Source organism: Streptomyces noursei (genome assembly GCF_016917755.1).
Classification (GTDB): Bacteria; Actinomycetota; Actinomycetes; order Streptomycetales; family Streptomycetaceae; genus Streptomyces; species Streptomyces yunnanensis.
Genome location: NZ_CP070326.1, coordinates 4,124,356 through 4,148,341, shown reverse-complemented (window position 1 = coordinate 4,148,341; position 23,986 = coordinate 4,124,356). Strand labels below are relative to the sequence as shown.

18 protein-coding genes, 1 other RNA gene and 1 pseudogene are annotated in these 23,986 nt (G+C 74.0%); 15 read left to right on the top strand and 5 right to left on the bottom strand.

Going from position 1 to position 23,986, the window contains the following annotated elements; genetic code table 11:
* Nucleotides 1-59: 59 nt before the first annotated feature.
* The 3 genes from JNO44_RS18295 (at nt 60) to ssrA (ending at nt 2,268) form a co-directional block, all read left to right on the top strand.
* Entirely contained in the window at nt 60-1,256 is a 1,197-nt protein-coding gene (locus tag JNO44_RS18295) for a S41 family peptidase (protein ID WP_205365301.1), read from the top strand.
* A gap of 18 nt (nt 1,257-1,274) precedes the next feature.
* Nucleotides 1,275-1,775 (top strand): SsrA-binding protein SmpB, encoded by a 501-nt coding sequence (gene smpB, locus JNO44_RS18290; RefSeq protein WP_039635984.1) that lies wholly within the window; start codon nt 1,275-1,277, stop codon nt 1,773-1,775.
* A gap of 124 nt (nt 1,776-1,899) precedes the next feature.
* Nucleotides 1,900-2,268: a transfer-messenger RNA gene (ssrA, locus tag JNO44_RS18285) on the top strand.
* Between the two features lie 82 nt (nt 2,269-2,350).
* Here the strand turns inward: ssrA and JNO44_RS18280 are convergent.
* Nucleotides 2,351-2,602: pseudogene (locus JNO44_RS18280) on the bottom strand (MFS transporter); the annotation flags it as partial.
* A gap of 281 nt (nt 2,603-2,883) precedes the next feature.
* Here JNO44_RS18280 and JNO44_RS18275 point away from each other — a divergent pair.
* Entirely contained in the window at nt 2,884-3,420 is a 537-nt protein-coding gene (locus tag JNO44_RS18275; protein ID WP_235093454.1) for a DUF4232 domain-containing protein, read from the top strand.
* A 122-nt stretch (nt 3,421-3,542) separates the two neighbouring features.
* On the opposite strand, the gene JNO44_RS18270 is transcribed toward JNO44_RS18275, so the two are convergent.
* Complete coding sequence (locus JNO44_RS18270; RefSeq protein ID WP_205365300.1) at nt 3,543-5,444, bottom strand: asparagine synthase-related protein; 1,902 nt, start codon at nt 5,442-5,444, stop codon at nt 3,543-3,545.
* Nucleotides 5,445-6,117: 673 nt separating this feature from the next.
* Here JNO44_RS18270 and JNO44_RS18265 point away from each other — a divergent pair.
* On the top strand, nt 6,118-7,542 hold the full coding sequence (locus JNO44_RS18265; RefSeq protein ID WP_240167579.1) for a nitrate/nitrite transporter: 1,425 nt from the start codon (nt 6,118-6,120) through the stop codon (nt 7,540-7,542).
* Between the two features lie 178 nt (nt 7,543-7,720).
* A complete protein-coding gene (locus JNO44_RS18260; protein ID WP_205365299.1) occupies nt 7,721-8,914 on the top strand; it encodes a uroporphyrinogen-III synthase in 1,194 nt (397 codons plus the stop codon).
* Nucleotides 8,915-8,976: 62 nt separating this feature from the next.
* Here the strand turns inward: JNO44_RS18260 and JNO44_RS18255 are convergent, their stop codons facing one another.
* Entirely contained in the window at nt 8,977-9,753 is a 777-nt protein-coding gene (locus tag JNO44_RS18255) for a class I SAM-dependent methyltransferase (protein ID WP_205365298.1), read from the bottom strand.
* 313 nt (nt 9,754-10,066) lie between these two features.
* On the opposite strand from JNO44_RS18255, the gene JNO44_RS18250 reads away from it, so the two are divergent.
* The 4 genes from JNO44_RS18250 to JNO44_RS18235 all read left to right on the top strand — a co-directional run bounded on the left by JNO44_RS18250 (nt 10,067) and on the right by JNO44_RS18235 (nt 15,785).
* Nucleotides 10,067-10,681, top strand: a complete 615-nt coding sequence (locus JNO44_RS18250) for a CGNR zinc finger domain-containing protein (protein ID WP_205365297.1) — start codon at nt 10,067-10,069, stop codon at nt 10,679-10,681.
* Between the two features lie 109 nt (nt 10,682-10,790).
* Complete coding sequence (locus JNO44_RS18245) at nt 10,791-13,247, top strand: HelD family protein (protein WP_205365296.1); 2,457 nt, start codon at nt 10,791-10,793, stop codon at nt 13,245-13,247.
* Nucleotides 13,248-13,824: 577 nt separating this feature from the next.
* The gene (locus JNO44_RS18240) at nt 13,825-15,258 is read left to right on the top strand and encodes an NAD-dependent malic enzyme (RefSeq protein WP_039636006.1); all 1,434 of its coding nucleotides are present in this window, start codon (nt 13,825-13,827) and stop codon (nt 15,256-15,258) included.
* A 245-nt stretch (nt 15,259-15,503) separates the two neighbouring features.
* Nucleotides 15,504-15,785, top strand: a complete 282-nt coding sequence (locus JNO44_RS18235) for an HU family DNA-binding protein (protein ID WP_004951951.1) — start codon at nt 15,504-15,506, stop codon at nt 15,783-15,785.
* A gap of 192 nt (nt 15,786-15,977) precedes the next feature.
* On the opposite strand, the gene murA is transcribed toward JNO44_RS18235, so the two are convergent.
* A complete protein-coding gene (gene murA, locus JNO44_RS18230) occupies nt 15,978-17,324 on the bottom strand; it encodes a UDP-N-acetylglucosamine 1-carboxyvinyltransferase (RefSeq protein ID WP_067350990.1) in 1,347 nt (448 codons plus the stop codon).
* A gap of 294 nt (nt 17,325-17,618) precedes the next feature.
* Between murA and JNO44_RS18225 the strand changes: the two genes are divergently transcribed.
* The gene (locus JNO44_RS18225) at nt 17,619-18,293 is read left to right on the top strand and encodes a YqgE/AlgH family protein (protein WP_039636014.1); all 675 of its coding nucleotides are present in this window, start codon (nt 17,619-17,621) and stop codon (nt 18,291-18,293) included.
* Between the two features lie 201 nt (nt 18,294-18,494).
* A complete protein-coding gene (locus JNO44_RS18220; protein ID WP_205365295.1) occupies nt 18,495-19,175 on the top strand; it encodes a hypothetical protein in 681 nt (226 codons plus the stop codon).
* A 37-nt stretch (nt 19,176-19,212) separates the two neighbouring features.
* Here JNO44_RS18220 and JNO44_RS18215 read toward each other — a convergent pair whose 3' ends face one another.
* On the bottom strand, nt 19,213-20,226 hold the full coding sequence (locus JNO44_RS18215; RefSeq protein ID WP_205365294.1) for a LysR family transcriptional regulator: 1,014 nt from the start codon (nt 20,224-20,226) through the stop codon (nt 19,213-19,215).
* Between the two features lie 126 nt (nt 20,227-20,352).
* Between JNO44_RS18215 and JNO44_RS18210 the strand changes: the two genes are divergently transcribed.
* The 3 genes from JNO44_RS18210 to JNO44_RS18200 all read left to right on the top strand — a co-directional run bounded on the left by JNO44_RS18210 (nt 20,353) and on the right by JNO44_RS18200 (nt 23,761).
* Nucleotides 20,353-21,543, top strand: coding sequence for an MFS transporter (locus tag JNO44_RS18210; RefSeq protein ID WP_240167578.1), 1,191 nt, complete (start codon nt 20,353-20,355; stop codon nt 21,541-21,543).
* A complete protein-coding gene (locus tag JNO44_RS18205; RefSeq protein ID WP_026247947.1) occupies nt 21,530-21,814 on the top strand; it encodes a DUF3039 domain-containing protein in 285 nt (94 codons plus the stop codon). Before JNO44_RS18210 ends, JNO44_RS18205 begins: the two co-directional genes overlap by 14 nt.
* Before the next feature lie 210 nt (nt 21,815-22,024).
* Nucleotides 22,025-23,761 (top strand): beta-N-acetylhexosaminidase, encoded by a 1,737-nt coding sequence (locus tag JNO44_RS18200; protein ID WP_205365293.1) that lies wholly within the window; start codon nt 22,025-22,027, stop codon nt 23,759-23,761.
* Nucleotides 23,762-23,986 lie beyond the last annotated feature (225 nt).

Below are 23,986 nucleotides of genomic sequence, written 5' to 3'. Positions count from 1 at the left end.
AAGGGCGCCGTACGGTCAACTCCCCGTACGGCGCCCTTTCGTCGCCTAGACTCACCGGCATGCTGGGCCCGTGTTGGTACGACCGGCCCCGCCGCATCCGCCGCGGGGCGGCCCTGACGTTGTTCCTCGCCGGGGTGCTCGCCGCGGGCGCGGCCACCGGCACCTGGGACGACGCCGGGGACGCCGCGGAGTCCGCCGCCCACGGCCGGCCCGCCGAGGGCGCGGCCGCCGACCGGCCCGCCATCGAGCGGGCCGCACGGGCCGCGGCGCAGGCCGCCGGGGACGGCAAGTCCGGCGCGCAGGCCGCCGCGGACGTCGTCAGTCGCAGCGGCGACCGGTGGTCGACGGTCTACACCGCCGGCGAATTCGAGGATTTCCAGGCCCAGTTGGACGGCACATACGTCGGCGTCGGGCTGTGGGTGCGGGAGCAGGGCGGTGGCCGGATAACGGTGTCCCGGGTGCGGCCCGACGGGCCCGCCGCCCGCTCCGGCATCGCCGTCGGCGACCGCCTCGACGCGGTCGACGGCCGGCCCGCCCGGGGGTGCCCGGTCACCGACGTCGTCGCCCGGCTGCGCGGCGACGGGCCCGGGGGCTCCGGTGCCCCCGGCACGTCCGTCCGGCTGGACCTCGGGCGCGGTGCCCGCCACTGGAGCGTGACCCTGCGCCGGACCCGCCTGCACACCCGGAACGTCACCGTGGACCGCCCGTACGGCGCCGACGGCCCGACCCGCATCAAGATCACCGCATTCGCCAAGGGCACCGGCGCCGCGGTCCGCCGCGCGGTGCGCGCCGCCGACCGGCGGGGCGGGCTGTTACTGGACCTGCGCGGCAATACCGGCGGCCTGGTCACCGAGGCGGTCGCCACCGCGTCGGTCTTCCTCGACGGCGGCCTGGTCGCCACCTACGACGTGGACGGCAGCCAGCGCGCCCTGTACGCCGAGCGCGCCGGGGACACCCGGATCCCGCTGGTCGTGCTGGTGGACGGCGGCACGATGAGCGCCGCGGAGCTGCTGTCCGGCGCGCTCCAGGACCGCGGTCGGGCGGTCGTGGTGGGCTCACCGACGTTCGGCAAGGGTTCGGTGCAGATGCCCAGCGAGCTGCCGGACGGCTCGGTCGCGGAGCTGACCGTCGGCCACTACCGCACTCCGGCCGGCCGGGCCGTGGACGGCGCCGGCATCGCCCCGGACCTGCTCGTCGAGGATCATGCCGAGAAACGGGCCCGCACAGTATTGAGTGGCCTCGGCACCGGTGCGTAGTGCGAAAATGGCCGCACTATGGCTACCAAGGGCAAGGGCAAGGACAAGAACGACGGGCGCAAGCTCGTCGCGCAGCACAAGAAGGCGCGGCACGACTACCACATTCTGGACACCTATGAGTGCGGTCTGGTGTTGACCGGCACAGAGGTGAAGTCGCTGCGCCAGGGCCGGGCGTCGCTCGTGGACGGATTTGTCCAGATCGACGGCGGGGAAGCCTGGCTGCACAACGTCCATATCCCCGAATACGCGCAGGGCACCTGGACGAATCACAGCGCGCGGCGGAAGCGGAAGCTGCTGCTGCACCGCGTCGAGATCGACAAGTTGGAGGTCAAGTCCCAGGACTCGGGTCACACGATCGTGCCGCTGTCCCTGTACTTCAAGGACGGCCGGGCCAAGGTCGAGATCGCGCTGGCCAAGGGCAAGAAGGAGTGGGACAAGCGGCAGACGCTGCGCGAGCAGCAGGACCGCCGTGAGACGGATCGGGCGATCTCGGCGGCCCGACGCCGGCAGCGGGCCTGAGAAACCGGCGGCCGGGCCGGGGTCCGCGACGGCCGCCGGGAATATGCTGGCACCCGCGTGCGTTGGTCACGTACGATGGGGACACACCCCGCGAGGGTGTGGCACCACCTTGAAAAGAAAACATGGGGATGATCGGTTTCGACAGCGGATGTCGAAGCAGGGGAAGCGAGTCGAGGAAGCGGCAATGATCTCGTTAACCATATGCCGAAACCAATAATCGCCAACACCAAGCGCGATTCCTTCGCCCTCGCTGCCTAAGTAGCGACTTGCGAAGTGTCAGCCCGGGGCTGTTCCCGACCCGGATCCTGGCATCAGCTAGGGGACTAAACCTTGATCCCGGTCACGGGGTGAAGAGGGAAATCAAACAGTGACTGGGCCCGTCGGAGACTTGTCCGCGTGATCTCCGGGGCCGAGAAAATCGCAGCGGACTGCACTCGGAGAAGCCCTGATTCCACACCGTTGGACGCGGGTTCGATTCCCGCCATCTCCACAATTCCCATGTGAGCGAAGGCCCTGGTGTTCCGAAAGGAACGCCGGGGCCTTCGTTTTTTCGGGTCGGGGCCGGGGCTCGGCGGTCAGGCTCGGCGGGCGGCGGTTGCCGTGGCCGTCGCGGTCGCCGCCAGGGACAGGGCCGCCGCCGCGGCCGGTACGGCGCATCCGGCGGCGGGGAACGGCAGGTGCTCGGCGGTCCAGCCGCCGGTCGCCGAGCCGGCCGCGATCCCGGTCAGCAGCGTGGTCACCGCCAGTGTCAGCCCTTCGTTCAGCCGGCCCGCGGGGGTGCGGGACTGGACCAGACCCATGCCGGTGACCATCGTCGGGGCGGTGGCCGGGACGGCGATCCGGGCCTGGCCGTGGCGGTCGACGAGCCGGGCGGTCCAGGGTCCGACCAGCGCGGTCGCGGCGGGCGCTGAGGGGCCGTAGGATCCCGCCGGGTGCCGGGCGGACGACGGGCCGCGCGCGACCGTCACGTGATCGACGTCTCTTCACACGATGCATATCCGTGTCCGGGTGCAGGCAACCAACGACGCCGAAAATCCTTCCTTACGGAAGGACATCGCGTGCGAACGATGTGTGCGAACAGGACAAACGGATGGAACAGGGGGGAGTCGTGCAGCGACGTTCCGTACTCGCGACGACGATGGCCGCGCTCGCCTTCACCGTCGCCGCCGGGCTGACCGTGACCGGCTGCGGCTCGGGGCGGATGGCGGCGCTGCACGCCAACTGCAGGACCAAGGGCCTGAGCTGGAAGGTCACCGTCCTGAAGGCGGCGCCGCACAGCGCCCATCGCGAGGCCAAGTTGTCGGTCGTCAACAAGGGGTCACAGCCGTGCGTCTTCGACGGCTTCCCCACCTTCGCGGTCCACGTCGGCAAGGGGCCGGAGTCGGACGGCAAGGGGCAGGGCCGCACCATGCCGATAGACCTCCGGCGCGGTGGCATGGTCACCACTCACCTGCGCTACAAGGACCACGGGCCCGGTATGACGCCCGCCGACTGCCTGGTGAGCAACGACGAGGCGATCGTGGGCGCGCCCCGTGATCGCCACCAGAAGCTGATAAAGGTCCGGGACGAGAAGGGCAAGAAGACCCGGATGAACATCTGCGAGCAGACGATCTGGATGGGCCCGCCCATCGAGCAGAACGGCTGAACCGACCGGCTGAACCGACCGGCTGGGTAACTCGGCCGGGGCGATCGGCTGGTCCGCCGGCTGGGTCAGTCGGCTGGGCGGACCGGTCGGGCCGACCGCCGGTGGGCCCGCGCCGGGCCGGGTCAGTCGCCTTCCGCTGCCGGGGCGGAGATCCGGGCGGCGGGTGCCGGGGCGGCGTCGTGGTCCGGCGCCGCCGGCCGCGCCCGCAGCCAGAACTCGGCGGCCAGGGTCGGGTCCAGCGGCCGCAGCGCGCCGGTGTCCGGCTGGAGGGACGTCAGGACCGGGCGCAGCGCCTCCGGCCGGATCAGGCCCAGCGCCGCCAACCGGGAGTCCTCGCACAGCGCGGCCAGCGCCCGGCGGTTCCGGCGCAGCCCGGCGTGCAGCTCCGCGCTGTGCGCGCGCCGACTGCCGCGGCCCAGGACCGGTCCGGGCACCAGGCCGCGCATCGCCGCGGCCAGCACGGGCTCGCCGCCGCCCGGTACGCGGTCCGCCAGCCGCACGGCCAGCGCCGCCTCGATCACCGCGTCGTCCAGGAACGGCGCCTCGTAGACCACACCGTGCGCCGAGGTCAGGGCGTCGATGCCGCGCACCCGCTCGCCGGCCCGGACCGCGGCGGCGGCCACCTCGTGCTGGGCGCGCAGCGGGTCGAGCGGCTCGGGCGCCGCGGCGGCGGCCTCGCGCAGCAGCCGGCGCACCGTGGCGACCGCGTCCGGATGGGCCCAGGGCGGCATCGCCGGGACGTCCTCCCAGTCCGTGCCGTCGGGCCGGCGGCGGGCGCCGGGGACGATCCGGTCGGCGCCGGCGGCCAGCCACCGCGGGTAGCAGCGGCCGCCGAGCAGGGTGCGCACGGTGGCCCGCAGCGTCCAGGGGGCGAGCCGCCGGGCCCGGCGGGCCAGTCGTAACGCCTCGCGGAAGTCGCCGCGGGCGAGGGAGTTGAGCGCCACCGGCCGGGGCGCGAAGAGCTCGTCGCCGCCGATGCCGGTCAGGTGCATCCGGGACCCGAACTTGGCGACCAGCCGCGCCTGGTGCAGCAGCCGGGCCGCGTCCCGTACGGCGGCCAGCGGGCCGGCCGGGTCGGTGTGCGCGGGCTGCGCGGGCGGGGTGTACCAGGTGGGGGCGTCGGTATACGGGAGGGAGAGGTGGCGGCCCTCCTGGCGGACCTGGCTGAGGCGGTAGGCGCTGTGCGCGCTCCACAGGGGGTCGTCGTCGGCCGGGTCGCGGCCCTCCCAGGCGGTGGTGATCAGCTCGGTACCGTCGCGGGCGGCCAGGAAACACAGGCTGGTGGAGTCCAGGCAGCCGGAGAGGTCGGCGCTGAGCGTGGCCCGGTGGGTCCGGGCGTGCACGGCCGCGCTGAGGGCCTCCCGTACCGCCTCGGCGGCGTCCGGAAGCGGGAGGTCCGGCTCCGGTGGGTGCCACCAGCGGACCTCGCGGTACCGGCCGGCCGGGTCGTGCGCGGCGCAGTGGCCGGGCGGTACGGCGTGCACCGCGCGCCAGCAGGTGCGCAGTGTGAGCGGTAACGGGGCGCCGGGCGCGAGCAGATGGGCGGCGAGCGCCTCCTCGTCGACCGTGCCGGTGCGGGGCGCGCCGGGCAGTCCGGCGGCGGCCGCCGTGTGGGCCAGCGCGGCCAGGTCCTGGGGGCGGCTGCCCAGCACGGTGAGGCCGCCGAGGTCCGTGCGGTGCAGCCGGCGGACCGCGGAGAGACTGCCCTGGGCGCGCACCTCGGCGCCCATGCAGGCCAACAGGAAGTAGCTGCCGGGGAGTTCGTGGCGGAGCTCCGCGAGGTCGTCGAGGCCGCGCAGCCGGGGCAGGAGTCGGGCCAGCGCGTCCTGCGTGGCTGAGGTTGTGCCGAGCAGCACCGCGCAGCGTGTGCCGACCCGGGCGGTCACCAACTCCTCGCGCCGCCAGTGGCCGACGATCCAGGGGCGGCCGGAGAGGTGGGCGATGGTGCGGGTGGCGGAGGTCCGGGGCAGGCGGGCGGCGAGCCGGTCGGTGACGGGGTGGTCGGGGAACACCAGGAAATCCACGGGCGGTTACCGTTCCTTGGCCTCGGGGCGCAACGATCGCTGCCGCCGCGTAGTGGCGTCGTCGAGGGGTGGTTGGTCGGGCGACGGGAGGGCGGTGCCGCCGCGGGGCGTCGTCGGGGGGTGAGCCCGGGCCCGTCCGGCCGCGGCCGGACGGGCCGGCCTCGATGCTGCCGGGGCGGGGAGGTGCCCCGGCAGGGGGATCGCGCGGCGGGCGGGGGACGTCAGGAACCGTGCAGTCCGCCCGTGATCCGCTGCGGTGGTCGGTGCATGGCATCCCTTTCCTTCCGCTGTCCTGGGGAGCCCGGCATCCCTGCGGGGGTGGGTGTGGCGCCCTGGCAGGGGCGAACGGCCGTCGCCGGACGGGAGGCACCTCCCGCGGTCGGCGACGGTGCGTGGTGGGCTCATCACTCCGTGCGTCCGATAAGAAGGCTGGCAGTGTTCGGCGGCACGTGCCATTACCCCGTTCGGGTGAAGGTGGGGGCGCGTGGTGCACGGTGGCGCACCGTCCCCGCGCCGTACGCCGCGGATGTGCCGCGGCGGCTCACCGCATGCATCCGCGCCGCGTGAGCGCAAGGTTTCGTGCAGGTCACGTGCTGCCACAGGGCGGTAACCCGCCGTCCCTAGCGTCGAGGACGGACCCGGTCCGCGGACCGAACCGACCCTTGGAGGCGCCATGACGGCCGAGACCGCGGCAGCGACCGCGACAGCGACTGACGGCACCCGCAGTACGGGTGGCCGGGCGAGGAAGGGGCGGCGCTGGATCGAGCGCTGGGACCCGGAGGACGAGACGTTCTGGCGGGAGTCCGGGGAGCGGACCGCCCGGCGCAACCTGGTCCTGTCGGTGCTGACCGAGCACATCGGCTTCTCCGTGTGGAGCCTGTGGTCGGTGATGGTGCTGTTCATGGGCCCGGAGTACGGGATCGCCCCGGCCGGGAAGTTCTTCCTGGTGGCGGTCCCGACGGCGGTGGGCGCGGTGCTGCGGGTGCCGTACACCTTCGCCGTGGCGCGGTTCGGCGGGCGCAACTGGACGGTCTTCAGCGCGCTGTTGCTGGTGGTGCCGACGGTCGCCGCGGCGGTGGTGATGGTGCCGGGCACGCCCTACGGGGTGTTCCTGGCGGTGGCCGCGCTGGCCGGCGTCGGCGGCGGGAACTTCGCCTCGTCCATGACCAACATCAACGCCTTCTACCCGCTGCGGAAGAAGGGCTGGGCGCTGGGGCTGAACGCCGGCGGCGGCAACCTCGGGGTGCCGGTGGTGCAACTGCTGGGGCTGCTGGTGATCGGCACGGCGGGCGCCGCCCAGCCGCGGATCGTGCTGGCCGTGTACGTGCCGCTGACCGTGCTCGCGGCGGTGCTGGCCGCGCGGTTCATGGACAACCTCGCGCCGGTGGCCAACGACACCGGGGCGGCCGTGGCGGCGGCCCGGGAGCGGCACACCTGGGTGATGGCGCTGCTCTACGTCGGCACCTTCGGGTCGTTCATCGGCTACAGCTTCGCCTTCGGCCTCGTGCTGCAGAGCCAGTTCGCGCGCACGCCCCTCCAGGCGGCGTCGCTGACCTTCCTCGGGCCGCTGTTGGGGTCGCTGGCCCGGCCGGTCGGCGGGTGGCTGGCGGACCGCTACGGCGGCGCGCGGATCACCCTGGCGAACTTCGTGGCGATGGGCCTGGCCACCGGGGTGGTGCTGGCGGCCTCGGCGGTGCGCTCGCTGCCGCTCTTCCTCGCCGGGTTCACCGCGCTGTTCCTGCTGACGGGCCTGGGCAACGGCGCCACCTACAAGATGATTCCGGGCATCTTCCTGGCCCGCGCGGTGCGCCGGGGACTGGTCGGCGAGGCGGCCGCGGCGGCCGGGCGGCGGCTGTCGGGGGCCGCGATGGGGCTGATCGGTGCGGTGGGCGCACTGGGTGGGCTGGGCATCAACCTCGCCTTCCGGGAGGCGTTCGCCGCCACCGGCTCCGGGGCCGCGGCGTTCGCCGCGTTCCTGGTGTTCTACGTGGTGTGCGGGGCGGTCACCTGGGCGGTGTACGTGCGCCGGCCGCAGGACGGGGCATCCGGCGCGGAGGTGGACGGGGCGGCGCCCCGGCCCGTGTACGCCGACGTCTGAAAGCCGTGCCCCGGGAGGCGCGTCCGTAACAGGGGGGAAATACTGGCGCACTGGGCCTGTCATGTGCCGTTGGCAGGCTCGAAACCTGGCGCGGTGCGCCGGAGTCGTGGCACCCGGGTGTTCCCCGGACGGGAGCGCCCGGCGCAACAGACCACTCGGGGCGGAGCGGAACGGACCGATGCACGATCAGCTGGAGCCTGCCGGGCAGGAGCGGCCCGGGGAGCCGGAGCGGGCGCTGCGCCCGTTGGACGGCTTCACCGTCGGGGTGACCGCGGCCCGCCGGGCGGAGGAGCTGGGCGCGTTGCTGGAGCGCCGGGGCGCCCACGTGGTGCACGCCCCGGCGCTGCGCATCGTGCCGCTGCCGGACGACGCCGAACTGCTCGACGTCACCCGTGCACTGACCGAGGACCCGCCGGACGTGGTGGTGGCCACCACCGCCATCGGGTTCCGCGGCTGGATCGAGGCGGCGGAGGGCTGGGGGCTGGGCGAGGCGCTGCTGGGCCGGCTGGCCGGTGCGGAGCTGCTGGCCCGCGGCCCGAAGGTGCGCGGCGCGATCCGGGCCGCCGGGCTGACCGAGAAGTGGTCGCCGGCCTCGGAGTCGATGGCCGAGGTCCTCGACCGGCTGCTGGCGCAGGGCGTCGCCGGGCGGCGGGTCGCCGTCCAGCTGCACGGCGAGCCGCTGCCGGGGTTCGTCGAGGCGCTGCGGGCCGGTGGCGCGGAGGTGATCGGGGTGCCGGTGTACCGGTGGATGCCGCCGGTCGACCTCGGGCCGGTGGACCGGCTGTTGGACGCGGTGCTGGCGCGCGGCCTGGACGCGGTGACCTTCACCAGCGCGCCGGCCGCCGCGTCGCTGCTGCGCCGGGCCGCCGAGCGCGGCATCCAGCCGGAGCTGCTGGCCGCGCTCCGGCAGGACGTGCTGGTGGCGTGCGTGGGCCCGGTGACGGCGCTGCCGCTGGAGGCGCTGGACGTGCCCACCCGGCAGCCGGAGCGCTTCCGGCTGGGGCCGCTGGTGCAGCTGCTGTGCCGGGAACTCCCGGGCCGGGTACCGCCGTTGCCGGTCGCCGGGCGGCGGCTGGAGATCCGCGGCCGGGCCGCGGTGGTGGACGGCGGGCTGCGGCCGGTGCCGCCCGCCGGGATGGCGCTGCTGCGCGCCCTGGCCCGCCGCCCCGGCTGGGTGGTGGCCCGCGGCGAGCTGCTGCGGGCGCTGCCGGGCACGGGCCGGGACGAGCACGCGGTGGAGACCGCGATGGCGCGGCTGCGGACGGCGCTGGGCGAGCCCCGGCTGATCCAGACGGTGGTCAAGCGCGGCTACCGGCTGGCGCTGGACGCCCCGGCGGACACCGAGAAGTACGGCGACGGCACGCCCTGGTAGGACCCGTCGTCACCGTCCCGTCCTCCGTCCCGTCCTCCGTTCCGCGGTCCGTCCCGGCTCTCTCAGGCCGGGTTGGTCACCCGGATCTTGGACTGGCCGTGCGGCCGGGACTCCCAGTCCTCCATGAACCGGGCCTGGAGCCCGTGCTTACGGGCCAGCCGCAGCAGGGTCTCGGTCCGGTAGTAGAAGTCCTCCCGCAGCACCTGGTGTTCGGTGCCCTCGGTGCGGTCGAAGGTGAAGTCGAAGAACCCGCCGGGCGCCAGGATCCGGCCGACGTGCGCCAGGCACTCGTCGATGACGTGGATCGGCGAGTGGGAGAAGACGCTGTGCGCGTGGACGACGTCGAAGTGCGCGGACGGCAGGAACTCCAGCTTCAGGTCCTGGGTGATCGTCAGGTGCGGGAGCTTGTCCTGGAGCTCGTAGGTCGTCAGGGTCTGCTTGGCGGCTATCAGGATGTCGGGCGAGATGTCGATGCCGTAGTAGTTGCCGGCGTCGAGGTGGGCGATGAAGCGCCAGCCGGCGCGCAGGTTGCCGCAGCCGATGTCGAGCATCCGGTGCCCGGGGCGCAGCCCGTGCTCCACCAGGTAGTCGAACTGCATCTCGCCCAGCGCCAGCCAGCGCTGGTGGCTGCGGCTGCCGACCGCGGCCTCCGGGTTGCGGCTGGTGTCGGAGGCCATCACCGCGCGGTAGTACGCGACGTGGTCGGGGTGCTTGAGGCGCAGCCAGGTGTCGCGGGCGGTGCGCTTGACGTACGGGGCGATCCGGGCGGGGTTGCGGACCGCGTAACCGAGCTTGTGGGTCAGGCTGGCGCGGTTCTTGAGCAGCGGAGAGGGCGACATGCGGCGGACTATACAGCAGATGTATACGCACGATATCTACATGAGGTGTCTACGCGGGGTGTGTACATGGAGTGTGTGCGTGGGTCGCGTACGTGGGGCAGCGCGTGGGGCGTGCGCGTGGGCCGTGTCCGTGGGTGCCGGTGCCCGCCGTCCCGTCCCGACCCGCGGCCGGCCCGGATGGGTCGCGCGCCGTCCGTGGGGTTCCGGGGAGCGGCGCGGCCGGGCACCCTGGGAGCGCTCCCGTACGCCCCCTCCGCCCCCTTTCCCGTGTACTCCACGTCCCCCGTGCTCGTTCCCGAGGAGTGACAGGCACATGGCAGCCCTCTACGGCCTCCGGTTCGACTGCGGGCGGATCTGCCTGGACCTGTTGGCCACCGCCGCCGGTGCCCCGGTCGCCGTCGAACGGCTCACCGGCCCCGGGCCGTTGGCCGCCTGGCTGGCCGGTGCGGGGGTGGTGCCGCCCGGCGCCGCGCTGGACGCCGTCGACGCCCGCTGGGTCGCCCGCTTCCGGGCGCTGCGCGAGGTGCTGGGCCGGGTCGTCCGCGCCGAACTGCGCGGCCGGGCCGCCGCCTGTGACCTGGCGCTGCTGAACGCCGCGGCCGGGGCCGCCCCGCCGCCCGCCGTGCAGGCCGTCCGCGGCCCGGACGGTGCGCTGGCCGGCGCCCTGGCCGGTCCGCCCGACTGCGCCGGGCTGTTGGCGGTGGTGGCCCGGGACGCCGTCGCGCTGCTCACCGACCCCGCGGTGCGCGGGCAGTTGCGGCAATGCGCCGGCGAGGGCTGCGGGCTGGTCTATCTGGACACCTCGCGCGGCCGGCGCCGCCGCTGGTGCTCCAGCGAGGTCTGCGGCAACCGCGCCCGGGTGGCCCGGCACCGGCAGCGGACCGGGCGGGCCGGGCGACCGGAGCCGCCCGTACGAACCGTGTTCTGAGGCAACATCCGACCGGCTCCGTCCAGTTTTGTCCGTCTCTCCAGGTGCGCACGGTGCCGGGTTCGCGTACGGTTGACGGCTGCCCTACGCACAGCAGAAGGGGGCTTGGGTGGCCGCGCACAACGCCACGCACGCACCGGACCACGCGCCGGACCACGCACCGGATTCCGTTCGGGACCGCGAGATCGAGGCCGAGCAGACGCATCTCGACCTCGTCTACCGGCGCCTTGAGGAGAAGATCCACGAGGCGGAGTTCCTGATGGACGACGCCGCCAAGCGCGGCCAGGTCGGCACGCCCGGCGCGCTCGCCGAACGCGACGCCCAGGTCTTCCAGGCCGGCGTCCATCTCCACCGGCTCAATTCCGAGTACGAGGACTTCCTCTTCGGCCGGATCGACCTGCTCCTGGGCAAGGACGGCAAGAAGGGCCCGGACGGCGCCTACACCTCCGTCGAGCCCGCCGACGGCGTGATCCAGGACGGTCGCGCCGCCATCGCCGAGACGCTGCACATCGGCCGCCTCGGGGTCCTGGACGCCGACTACTCGCCGCTGGTCATCGACTGGCGGGCGCCGGCCGCCGCGCCCTTCTACCGCGCCACCCCGGTCGCCCCCGGCCGGGTCGTCCGCCGCCGGGTGATCCGCTCCAAGGGCCGCCGGGTGCTGGGCGTCGAGGACGACCTGATGCGCCCGGAGGTCACCGCCACCCTGAACGGCGAGGAGCTGCCGGCGATCGGTGACGGCGCGCTGATGGCCGCGCTGGGCCGGGCCCGCAGCCACACCATGCGGGACATCGTCGCCTCCATCCAGGCCGAACAGGACATGGTGATCCGGGCCCCCGCCGCCTCCGTCACCGAGGTCGAGGGCGGGCCGGGCACCGGCAAGACCGCGGTCGCCCTGCACCGCGCCGCCTACCTCCTCTACCAGGACCGCCGCCGCTACGCCGGCGGCATCCTGATCGTCTCCCCGACCCCGCTGCTGGTCTCCTACACCGAGGGCGTGCTGCCGTCGCTCGGCGAGGAGGGGCAGGTCGCCATCCGGGCGCTCGGCTCGCTCGTCGACGGCGCCGAGGCGACCGCCTACGACCCGCCCGCGGTCTCCCGCGTCAAGGGCTCGGCGCGGATGCAGAAGCTGCTGCGCAAGGCCGCCCGCGGGGCGCTGGAGGCGGCGGCCCCGACCGCCCCGCCGCGCGCCCGCACCGCGGAGGACGCCCAGCTGTCCCTGGAGGACCTCGCCGCGGGGACGGACGCCCCGGCCGCCGCCCCGGTCCCGCCGACCCGCCTCCGGGTCGTCGCGTTCGGCGCCCGGCTCGAACTGGACGAGGCCGAGCTGCGCGCCATCCGGCAGTCCGCGCTGGGCGGCACCGCCCCGGTCAACCTGCTGCGCCCGCGCGCCCGCCGGCTGATCCTGGACGCCCTGTGGGCCAAGTCCGGCGCCGCCCGCCGCTATCCGGACCCGGAGCTGGCCGCCGAGGTCCGCCAGGGCTTCGACGAGGACCTCGTCACCGAGCCGGAGTTCCAGGAGTTCCTGGACGCCTGGTGGCCGGAACTCACCCCGCGCGGGGTGCTGGCCGCGATGGCCGACGAGCGCCGCCTGGGCCGCTGGGCGCGCCGTCTGCTCAACCCCCGCGAGGTGCGTCAACTCGCCCGCTCGCTGCGGCGGCTGGGCGGCGACGGCCAAGGCCCGCTGTCGGTGCACGACGTCGCGCTGCTGGACGAGCTCCAGCAGATCCTGGGCGCCCCGGCCAGACCGGCCCGCCCGCGCGAGGCCGACCCGCTGGACCAGCTGACCGGCCTGGAGGAGCTGACGACCTACGCGGACCGGCTCTCGGCCGGACGCTCCGGCCGCCGCGAGCGGCTGGAGGAGGAGCGCACCGACTACGCCCACATCATCGTCGACGAGGCCCAGGACCTGACGCCGATGCAGTGGCGGATGGTGGGCCGCCGCGGCCGGCACGCCACCTGGACCGTGGTCGGCGACCCGGCGCAGTCCTCCTGGTCGGACCCGGACGAGGCCGCCGAGGCCCGCGACGAGGCGCTCGGCACCCGCCCGCGCCGGCGCTTCACGCTCACCGTGAACTACCGCAACCCGGCCGAGATCGCGGAGCTGGCGTCCAAGGTGCTGGCGCTGGCCATGCCCGGCACCCCGTCGCCCAGGGCGGTCCGCTCCACCGGCCTGGAGCCGCGCTTCGGCGTCGTGGACGGGGCGCCCGCCACGCGCGGTGCCGCCGAAGCGGCGCTGGCCCGCGCCACGGTCGCCGAGGCCGAACGGCTGCTGGCCGAGGTCGAGGGCACGGTCGGCGTCGTGGTGGCGATGCACCGCCGCGAGCAGGCCCGCGCCTGGCTGGCCGGGCTCGGCGACCGCGTGGTGGCGCTGGGCTCCCTGGAGGCCAAGGGCCTGGAGTACGACGCCACCCTGGTGGTCTCGCCCGCCGAGATCGCCGACGAGTCCCCGGCCGGCCTGCGGGTGCTCTACGTCGCCCTGACCCGCGCCACCCAGCAGCTGACCGTGCTCTCCGCCGCCGCGGACGACCCGGACGCCGACGGCGTACCGGACCTGCTGCGCGACTAGTTCGGGTCCGACGGGCCCGGCGGTGCGCCCCTGCGCGGGCGTACCGCCGCACCGGCGGGCGTGCTGCCATCCGAGGGGTTGTGAAATCAGTCGCGCGGGACGGGATTCGCTTGCCGGGATGGTTTGTTAGCCTTGGTGGCGACACCGGCTCGATCCAAGCCCCCGGGCCCAACCATCGTCGCTACGAGCGACCACTTGCCGCGAGGCGAGCATGGCGGGTCGGTGTCATGAACCAACGGCGCGGGCGCCCCTCCTCCGGGAGGGGCGCCCGCGGTCGTTCTCCCACCGCATTCCCCCCGGCTTCTCCCGCCGGTCTCTCCTTGGCTTCCCCACTGATTCGCCCGCCCGTTTTCCCCTGCGCCGCTGCCGGGGGCGCGCCTTGGCCGGTTCACGACATCGAGGGGGGTTCCGCTCTCCGAGTCAACTCTCGTATGGTGGAAGAGTCTTTCCGGAATTTGTGGCTGGTTACCGTGTACCGGCTGGTAGGTGGGACGATCGAACAACGCGCTCCGGCTCGGGCACCCCTGAGACCCGGGGCCGCTTAGAGCCAAACCAGGGAAAGCAGAGGAAGTCGGCCATGGCAACGGCGCCTAGCGTCTCGTATTCGATGACGGTGCGACTGGAAGTCCCAGCGAGCGGCACCGCCGTCAGCCAGCTCACCACGGCCGTGGAGTCCTCCGGCGGGTCGGTCACCGGCCTCGACGTGACCGCGTCCGGCCACGAGAAACTCCGGATCGACGTCACGATCGCCGCGACCTCCACCGCGCACGCCCAGGAGATCGTCTCCCAGCTGCGCGGCATCGAGGGCGTCTCGCTCGGCAAGGTCTCCGACCGGACCTTCCTGATGCACCTCGGCGGCAAGATCGAGATGTCGTCCAAGCACCCCATCCGGAACCGCGACGACCTGTCCATGGTCTACACCCCCGGTGTCGCCCGGGTCTGCCAGGCCATCGCCGACAACCCCGAGGACGCCCGCCGGCTCACCATCAAGCGCAACAGCGTCGCCGTGGTCACCGACGGCTCCGCGGTCCTCGGCCTCGGCAACATCGGCCCCAAGGCCGCCCTGCCCGTCATGGAGGGCAAGGCGGCCCTCTTCAAGCGCTTCGCCGGCATCGACGCCTGGCCGATCTGCCTGGACACCCAGGACACCGACGCGATCGTCGAGATCGTCAAGGCCATCGCCCCCGGCTTCGCGGGCATCAACCTGGAGGACATCTCCGCGCCCCGCTGCTTCGAGATCGAGGCCCGGCTGCGCGAGGCCCTGGACATCCCGGTCTTCCACGACGACCAGCACGGCACCGCCATCGTGGTGCTCGCCGCGCTCACCAACGCGCTGCGGGTCGTCGGCAAGAAGATCGAGGACGTCCGGGTCGTGATGTCCGGCGCCGGCGCGGCCGGTACCGCCATCCTCAAGCTGCTGCTGGCCGCCGGTGTCGGGCACGCGGTGGTCGCCGACATCCACGGCGTGGTGCACGCCGGCCGTGCCGACCTGGTCGACGCCGACCCCGACTCGGCGCTGCGCTGGATCGCCGACAACACCAACCCCGACGGCATCACCGGCACCCTCAAGGAGGCCGTGGTCGGCGCCGACGTCTTCATCGGCGTCTCCGCCCCCAACGTCCTCGACGGTGACGACGTGGCGCGGATGGCCGACGGCGCGATCGTGTTCGCCCTCGCCAACCCCGACCCGGAGGTCGACCCGGCCCTCGCGCGGCAGACCGCCGCCGTCGTCGCCACCGGCCGTTCGGACTTCCCCAACCAGATCAACAACGTCCTGGTGTTCCCCGGGGTCTTCCGCGGCCTGCTCGACGCCGCCTCGCGTACCGTGAACACCGAGATGATGCTGGCTGCGGCCCGCGCTCTCGCCGATGTCGTGCTGGACGACGAGCTCAACGCGAACTACATCATCCCCAGCGTCTTCAACGAGAAGGTCGCGGGCGCGGTGGCCGGCGCGGTGCGCGACGCGGCGAAGGCCGCGGGCGACGCTGTGACGGCCGCCACGGGCGTCTGAGACGGCGCGTCGCAGGACCTGCCCTCACCGGGCCACCCATAGGGTGGCGGGTGACCCTCCAGGGTGCCGGATTGGCTTTACCGCCGCAGGTGGGGGCAGGATGCTCTCCCAAGGACATTGTCCAGGGGGACCTCAGGCGCGAGGGAGCTGAAGGACGGACCCGGTTCGGTGGGCCGTCCGAGGGCCCTGGCAGCATCGGCTTCGATCTCACGCCGCATTGGCAAGAAGAACACGGGAGTACATACATGAACCGCAGTGAGCTGGTGGCCGCTCTGGCCGATCGCGCCGAGGTGACCCGCAAGGACGCCGACGCCGTTCTGGCCGCGCTCGCCGAGACCGTCGGCGAGGTCGTCGCCAAGGGCGACGAGAAGGTCACCATCCCCGGCTTCCTGACCTTCGAGCGCACCCACCGTGCCGCTCGCACCGCTCGCAACCCGCAGACCGGTGAGCCGATCCAGATCGCGGCCGGCTACAGCGTGAAGGTCTCCGCGGGCTCGAAGCTCAAGGAAGCCGCCAAGGGCAAGTAAGGCCCTTGCCACGGCATGAAAGGCGGCCACCCCTCCCGGGGGTGGCCGCCTTTGCGTATGCCCGCGTACGGACTGTCCAGGGGCCTTCGGGGGGCCGCCCGCCCGGGGCCCGGCCCTCTGGGCGCTGCCGGGTACGGCGAAGGCGCCGCACGGTCGTCGTGACCGTACGGCGCCTTCGGGGACGAGCGGGGATCAGCCGCGCGGGTTGTGGTTCGGCAGCTCCACCTTCGCGCCCAGTTCCACGAGCTTCTCCATGAAGTTCTCGTAGCCGCGGTTGATCAGGTCGATGCCGTGCACCCGGGAGGTGCCCTGCGCCGCCAGCGCCGCGATCAGGTACGAGAAGCCGCCGCGCAGGTCGGGGATGACCAGGTCGGCGCCCTGCAGCTTGGTGGGGCCGGAGACGACCGCGGAGTGCAGGAAGTTGCGCTGGCCGAAGCGGCAGGCGGAGCCGCCCAGGCACTCGCGGTAGAGCTGGATGTGTGCGCCCATCTGGTTGAGCGCCTCGGTGAAGCCCAGCCGGGACTCGTAGACCGTCTCGTGCACGATCGACAGGCCCGACGCCTGGGTCAGCGCGACCACCAGGGGCTGCTGCCAGTCGGTCTGGAAACCGGGGTGGACGTCGGTCTCCAGGGCGATGGCGTTGAGCGAGCCGCCCGGGTGCCAGAAGCGGATGCCCTCGTCGTCGATCTCGAAGGCGCCGCCGACCTTACGGAAGGTGTTCAGGAACGTCATCATCGAGCGCTGGTGCGCGCCGCGGACGTAGATGTTGCCCTCGGTGGCCAGCGCCGCGGACGCCCAGGAGGCGGCCTCCAGGCGGTCCGGGAGGGCGCGGTGGGTGTAGCCGTCGAGCTTGTCCACACCGGTGATCCGGATCGTCCGGTCGGTGTCCATGGAGATGATCGCGCCCATCTTCTGCAGGACGCAGATCAGGTCCTCGATCTCCGGCTCCACGGCGGCGTTCGACAGCTCGGTGACGCCCTCGGCCAGTACGGCCGTCAGCAGCACCTGCTCGGTCGAGCCGACCGACGGGTACGGCAGCCGGATCTTGGTGCCGCGCAGCCGCTGCGGTGCCTCCAGGTACTGGCCGTCGGCGCGCTTCTCGATCTTCGCGCCGAACTGGCGGAGCACGTCGAAGTGGAAGTCCACCGGCCGGCCGCCGATGTCGCAGCCGCCCAGACCGGGGATGAAGGCGTGACCCAGCCGGTGCAGCAGCGGGCCGCAGAACAGGATCGGAATGCGCGAGGAACCGGCGTGCGCGTCGATGTCCGCGACGTTGGCGCTCTCCACGTGCGAGGGGTCGAGGACCAGCTCGCCGGGCTCGTCGCCCGGGCGCACCGTGACGCCGTGCAGCTGGAGCAGCCCGCGCACCACGCGGACGTCCCGGATGTCGGGAACGTTGCGCAGCCGGCTCGGACCACTGCCCAGCAGGGCGGCGACCATGGCCTTGGGCACAAGGTTCTTCGCGCCGCGAACCCGGATCTCGCCCTCCAGCGGGGTGCCGCCGTGGACAAGCAGTACGTCGTCAGTAGAGACGGTCATGGATCTCGCGTTCCTGGAGTCGGTCTGGGCCACGAGAAATGGTAAGGGCGCGAGAGGGGGTACCCGTGGCGGTGCCCCTGCTCCGGGCATGTAATGGCTTTGTCACAACACGCTCCGCTACGGTCCCCCTGTGATTCGTCATCACTCTTTATGCCTAATGCGGTGAATGTCGCGAATGGGTCATTCGGTGTGAAGTCCGTGCGCCGGGGCCTGCCGCCGTACGCCCACCCTGCTCTCCCAGCAGGTTCGGGCGTTGACTCCCCCTTCGGGCCGGAAGTGCGGGATCATGTGGCCATGACCGAGGTGTCCTCGCTCACAGGGCGGCTGCTCGTCGCCACACCCGCGCTCGCCGACCCGAACTTCGACCGCGCGGTGGTGCTCCTCCTCGACCACGACGAGGAGGGGTCCCTCGGCGTGATCCTCAACCGCCCCACACCGGTCGGCGTCGCCGACATCCTCGCCCCCTGGGCCGAGCTGGCAGGGGAGCCCGGGGTGGTCTTCCAGGGCGGCCCGGTCTCGCTGGACTCGGCGCTCGGGGTGGCCGTGGTCCCCGGCGGCGGGCCCTCCGGCGAGGGCGCCCCGTCCCCGGGGAGCGGCACCCGCACCGGTGGCGCGGACGGCGGGACGGCCGGCGCCCCGGTCACGGACACGGCGGACGGCGCCGGGCCCGGGGACGAGCCGCTGGGCTGGCGCCGGGTGCACGGCGCGATCGGCCTGGTGGACCTGGAGGCGCCGCCGGAGCTCCTCGCCGCGGTCCTCGGCAGCCTGCGGATCTTCGCCGGGTACGCGGGGTGGGGGCCCGGTCAGTTGGAGGACGAGCTGGTGGAGGGGGCCTGGTACGTCGTCGAGTCGGAGCCGGGCGACGTCTCCTCGCCCGATCCGGAGCAGCTGTGGCGGGCCGTGCTGCGCCGGCAGCGCAACGAACTGGCGATGGTGGCCACCTACCCCGACGACCCGTCGTTGAACTGAGCCGCCGCACCGCACCGGGCGTCACCGCGCCGCGCGTGCCAGGGGCTCGTACGCCGGGGAGTGCGCCCGGGCGCTCAACGGCGCATTTTGTGACGGCTTCGTCATGGGGAATTGTCAGACCCCGTCGCTATCGTTCGGAGTGCCAGGAACGCTGCGCGGGCGCAAGGGCGCGGTCGCGCCGATCGGACGGGGGAGAGCACCATGCACAGGCCGAGCGTGCCCGAGGACCTGGACCATCCCGAGCAGTTGTGGGCACGGGCCGCGACGCTGGCGGTGGTGGCCGCGGCCATGAACGACGGGGACGAGTACTCCTGGGGGCCGGGCGGGCTGGCCTGCTGGAACTGCGGCGGCTCGTACTGGTGGCGGCTGAAGCTGTACGACGACGGCCGGGCCCTGCTCTGCGGCCAGGACTCCGACGGGAGTTACACGCACAGCGGCGACAAGCAGATCGACTTCCTGGCCGGCGGCCCCGCATGGCTGCCCTGGGAGCAGCTGCGCGACGACGCTCAGGGCAACCTCCTCGGCTTCGCCTACTGGTACGAGGACGGCGTCTGGGCCCGCGCCCCGTATCCCGCGACGATGCCGGACGACGGCCTGGAGATGGCGCTGGGCTGGGCGGCGCCCGGTGACGCGGCGGTGCGGGAGATCACCGAGCACCTGGTGGCCCTCACGGAGACCGACGTCCACCCCGCCGAGACGGTCCGCGCCTTCATCGCGTCCGCCGCGGCCCGCACGGTCGGGGCGGCGGACGTCTCCGCGCTGCTGGACGCGGTCTGCGGCCCGGACTGCTGGTACGAGGTCCGCCCGGAGGCCGCGTTGGCGTTCGCCGCCGACCTGGGGCTGACCGGGGACCGCGGCGGAGTGCCGGCGGTCGCGTCGTAGCGCCGCTCCGGCGCGCGCCGGAGCGCCCCTGCGGGCGTCAGCGGCGGTGCTGCCCGCCCAGGGTGAAGAAGCGCTCGGCCAGCGGATGGGCGTCGCGGGCCGGCAGGGCCAGGCGCACGGGCACCGGCGGGGCGTTCTTCAGCCGGACGTAGCGGATCTGGGGGTGCGGGTGCCGTTCGGCCACGCTCTCCGGGGCCACCCCGACCCCGTGCCCGGCCGCGACCGCCTCCAGCCACTCGTCGAAGTTGTCCGCGGTGCAGGCGAGTTGGGGGCGCCGGTCGGCGGGCCACAGCTCGGGCCGGGTGGTGCCGGTGACGGTGTTGACCACCAGCGGCAGCTCCGCCAGCTCGGCCCAGTCCAGCACCCGCCGGTGGGCCAGGCACCCCGGGGCGCCGGCCCGTGGCACGGCGGCCACCCGCGGTTCCTGCAACAGCAGCGCGGTGCGCAGCCCGGCGTCCCGCGGCACCTCGCCGCGGAGCACCACGATGTCCGACTCCCCGGTCTCCAGCCCGGCCAGCGGGGTGTCCCGCCGGACGAGCCGGACCTTGGCGCCGGTCGCCGCCCTGAACTCCGTGACCAGCGTGCGGCAGGCGGCCGGCAGCAGCGAGGTGAAGCCCAGTCGCAGCACCCCCGGCCCGGCGGGGGAACGCAGCGCGGCGGCGAGCCGGGGGAGCAGCGGGGCGAGGTCGGCGTAGAGGCGGCGGCCGGCGTCGGTGAGGGCGACCCGGCGGGTCGTCCGGTCCAGCAGCCGGACGCCGAGCGTGGTCTCCAGGGCCCGGACGGCCCGGGTCAGCGTGGGCTGGCCGGTCCGCAGTCGGTCGGCGGCGTGGGTGAAGCTGCGCTCCTCGGCGACGGCGAGGAAGCCCCGCAGGTGCCGGAGTTCGACGCCGTCGAGGGCCGGGTCGGCGAGCCAGTCGGCGTCGACGGACGTGGGGTCGGTCGCGGTGGCGGGGGCGTCGTCGCGGGTCGGCCCCGCCGCGGCGCCCTCCTGGCCGTCGGCGTCGTCCTGGATACCGGCGTCGTCGTCCTGGTTATCGCGGGCACCATTCATGTTGTCCCAGCATAAGTGCTCCGTCCGGGCATTTCCCCGGCCATCCGGAGACTGCCTACGTTTCCCCGCGTCGGTCCGTCCCGGGGCCGGGGACGGTCCCCGGCGCCTCCCGGACCACCAGGGGAGATGAGCGCGGTGCGCAAGGTCTGGCTGCTGACGCTGGGGGCGTTCACCCTCGGCCTGGACGCCTATGTGATGGCGGGGCTGCTACCGGTCCTCGCCGCGGACATCGGCACCCGGGTGTCCCTCGCCGGCCAACTGGTGACGGTCTTCACGCTGGCCTACGCGATCTCCGCGCCGCTGGTCGCCGGACTGCTCTCCGGCGTGCGGCCCCGGCTGCTGATCCTGGCGGCGCTGGCGGTCTTCACCCTCGGCAACGGCCTGACCGCACTGGCCCCGTCGCTGGGCGCGCTGCTCGCCGCCCGGGTCGTCGCGGGCGCCGGCGCCGGCGTCTACTCCGCGCTGTCCACCGCGGCCGCCGCCGCGCTGGTCCCGGAGGAGAAGCGCGGCCGGGCGCTGGCGCTGGTCATGGGCGGGATGAGCGCGGGCACCGTGCTGGGCGTGCCGATCGGGGTGCTGCTGGCCGAGCACACCGGCTGGCGGGCCACGCTCTGGCTGGTCACCGCGCTGGGCGCGGTCGCGCTCGGTGGGTTGGCGGTGCTGCTGCCGCAGGTGCCCGCGGGGCCCGCCGTCCCGGTACGGGCCCGGCTGACGGCCATCGCCGACCGCGCGGTGGCGCCGGTGGTCGCGGTGTCCTTCCTCGCCGCGGTGGCCAGCCTCGGCCTCTACACCTACCTCGCGCCGGTGCTGGCCGCGGCCGGCGGCGTCCACGAGGTCGCCCCCTACCTGTGGGCCTGGGGCGCCGGTGGCGTCCTGGGGAGCGTGCTGGCCGGGCCGCTGGTGGACCGGACCGGACGGGTGCGGCTGCTGGCCGGCGTGATTCTGCTGGTGGTCGCCGCGGCCCAGGCCCTGCTGCCGACCCTGGCAGCGGTGGCGCTGCCCGGTGCGGTGGTCGCCCTGCTGGCCTGGGGTGCGGCGGGCTGGGCGTTCCAGGTGCCGCAGCAGCACCGGCTGCTCCGGGCCAGCGCGCAGCGCGGCACCGTCGCCCTCGCGCTGAACAATTCCGCGCTCTATCTGGGCAGCGCGGTCGGCTCGGCGCTCGGCGGGCTGGCCCTGGCCGCGGGACTGACGCCGGCCGCGCTGCCCTGGGCGGCGGCCGGGGTCGCGGCCCTGGGACTGTTGGTGCATCTGGTGGCGGGCCGACGCTCCCGACCCGCGCCGCGCGTGAGTACCCTTGGCAGTTATGAGCACTCTTGAGCCCGAGCGCGGGGCAGGTACGGGGACCCTCGTAGAGCCGACACCGCAGGTGTCGCACGGCGACGGCGACCACGAGCGCTTCGCCCACTACGTCCAGAAGGACAAGATCATGGCGAGCGCGCTCGACGGCACCCCCGTCGTGGCGCTCTGCGGCAAGGTCTGGGTCCCGGGTCGCGACCCGAAGAAGTACCCGGTCTGCCCGCTGTGCAAGGAGATCTTCGAATCCATGGGCGCCGGTGGCGACAAGGACAAGGACGGCGGCAAGAAGTAACCGCCGGCCGCGGCGCCCGCCCGCTGGGCCCGGCGCCCCGGCCCGCCGCTCCGCGCCCAGGGCCTGCACGGGCCCGGGTCCCTCGTGGGCCCGGGCCCGTCGCCGTGCCCGGCCCGTCCGCCGCCGTCCCGGTCCCCGGGCGGCGCGCTCGTCGGCACGGGCCGGCAGGCGCGGGTTTCTCCCCGCGGCGGCGCGGTGAAGACTGACGTCGTGACAGCTCTGGAGACCGTTCCCCACACGGGTCTGATCCCGGCACCGCTGAGCCGCGACCTGGGCGACGCCGGGGCCCGCCCCCGGACCGTACGGCTCGGTGCGCAGACCGCGCTGGCCGCGGCCCCCGGCACCGAGGACACCGCCCGCTGGCTGCGCAGCACCCTCGGCGCCGCCTTCGCCCTGCCGCTGCCGCCCGGCCCCGCCGACGCACCGGACACCCTGGCACTGGCCCTCGACCCGGCCCTCCCGGAGGAGGGCTATCGGCTCGACGCCGACGCCCGCTGGGGCGTGCGCGTCACCGGAGGCGGCCCGGCCGGCGTCTTCTGGGGCGCACAGACGCTCCGTCAGCTCCTCGGCCCCGCCGCCTTCCGGAGCGCGCCGCTCGACCCGGGGCGCACGCCCGGCCTGCCGGAGCAGACCGTCGAGGACGCCCCCCGTTTCCGCTGGCGCGGCCTGATGCTGGACGTCGCCCGGCACTTCCTGCCCAAGGACGGGGTGTTGCGCTACCTCGACCTGATGGCCGCCCACAAGCTGAACGTCCTGCACTTCCACCTCACCGACGACCAGGGCTGGCGGCTGGAGATCCGCCGCTATCCGAAGCTGACCGCGATCGGTGCCTGGCGCGAGCGCAGCAAGCTCGGCCACCGCGACTCGCCGCTGTGGGACCCGCGCCCGCACGGCGGCCACTACACCCAGGACGACATCCGCGAGATCGTCGCCTACGCCGCCGCGCGGCAGATCACCGTCGTCCCCGAGATCGATATCCCCGGGCACTCGCAGGCCGCCATCGCGGCGTACCCGGAGCTCGGCAACACCGACGTCATCGACACCACCTCCTTGAAGGTCTGGGACACCTGGGGCGTCAATCCCAACGTACTGGCGCCCACTGACACCACCCTGCGCTTCTACGAGCACGTGCTGGACGAGGTCCTCGAACTCTTCCCGTCGTCCTTCGTGCACCTTGGCGGCGACGAGTGCCCCAAGGACCAGTGGCGGGCCTCGCCCGCCGCGCAGGCCCGGATCGCCGCGCTGTCCCTGGACGGCGAGGACGGCCTCCAGAGCTGGTTCATCCGGCACTTCGACCGCTGGCTCACCGCCCGCGGCCGACGGCTCATCGGCTGGGACGAGATCCTCGAAGGGGGCCTGGCGGAGGGGGCCCGCCCGTTGCCCGCCACCGCCCTGCCCGACGCTCCCCCAGACTCCGTCCGGGGGGACCCCCATTGCGCGGCCCCTTTCGCTGTCTCCTCCTGGCGCGGGTACGCGGGCGGGGTCGCCGCGGCCAAGGCCGGGCACGACGTCGTCATGTGCCCCGAGCAGCAGGTGTATCTGGACCACCGTCAGCACGCCTCCGCCGACGAGCCGGTGCCGATCGGCTACGTGCGGACCCTGGAGGACGTCTACCGTTTCGAGCCGGTGCCACCGGAGCTGACGGGCGAACAGGCCGCGCGGATCCTCGGCACCCAGGCCAACGCCTGGAGCGAGGCGATGGACAGCCGGCAGCGCCTGGACTACCAGGTCTTCCCGCGGCTGGCCGCGTTCGCCGAGGTCGCCTGGTCCCGGTTGCCCGCCCCGGCCGCCCGCGACTACCCGGAGTTCACCCGGCGGATGGCCGACCACTACGCCCGCCTCGACGCCCTCGGCGTCGACTACCGCCCGCCCGGCGGCCCCCTCCCCTGGCAGCAGCGCCCCGGTATCCTCGGACGCCCCTTCGACGGGGCGCCCCCAAACGTGTGAGCCCGCGCCCAAGGAGGGCGCCCGTCCGGCCGGACCTGGAACGGTGGTGCACGGTCACCGGAATCGGCGGACGAAACCGGACCAGCGCCCTCTTCGAGGACGGAACACCGCTTCGCGGACCCTCGCGCGTACCGGGTCCGCGAAGATGTGCCAGAGTTGCCACGTCCGGGCCGTGAGCACGTACCGTACGGCGGAGCGGAACTGCCGGGACACCGGGGAAGGGGC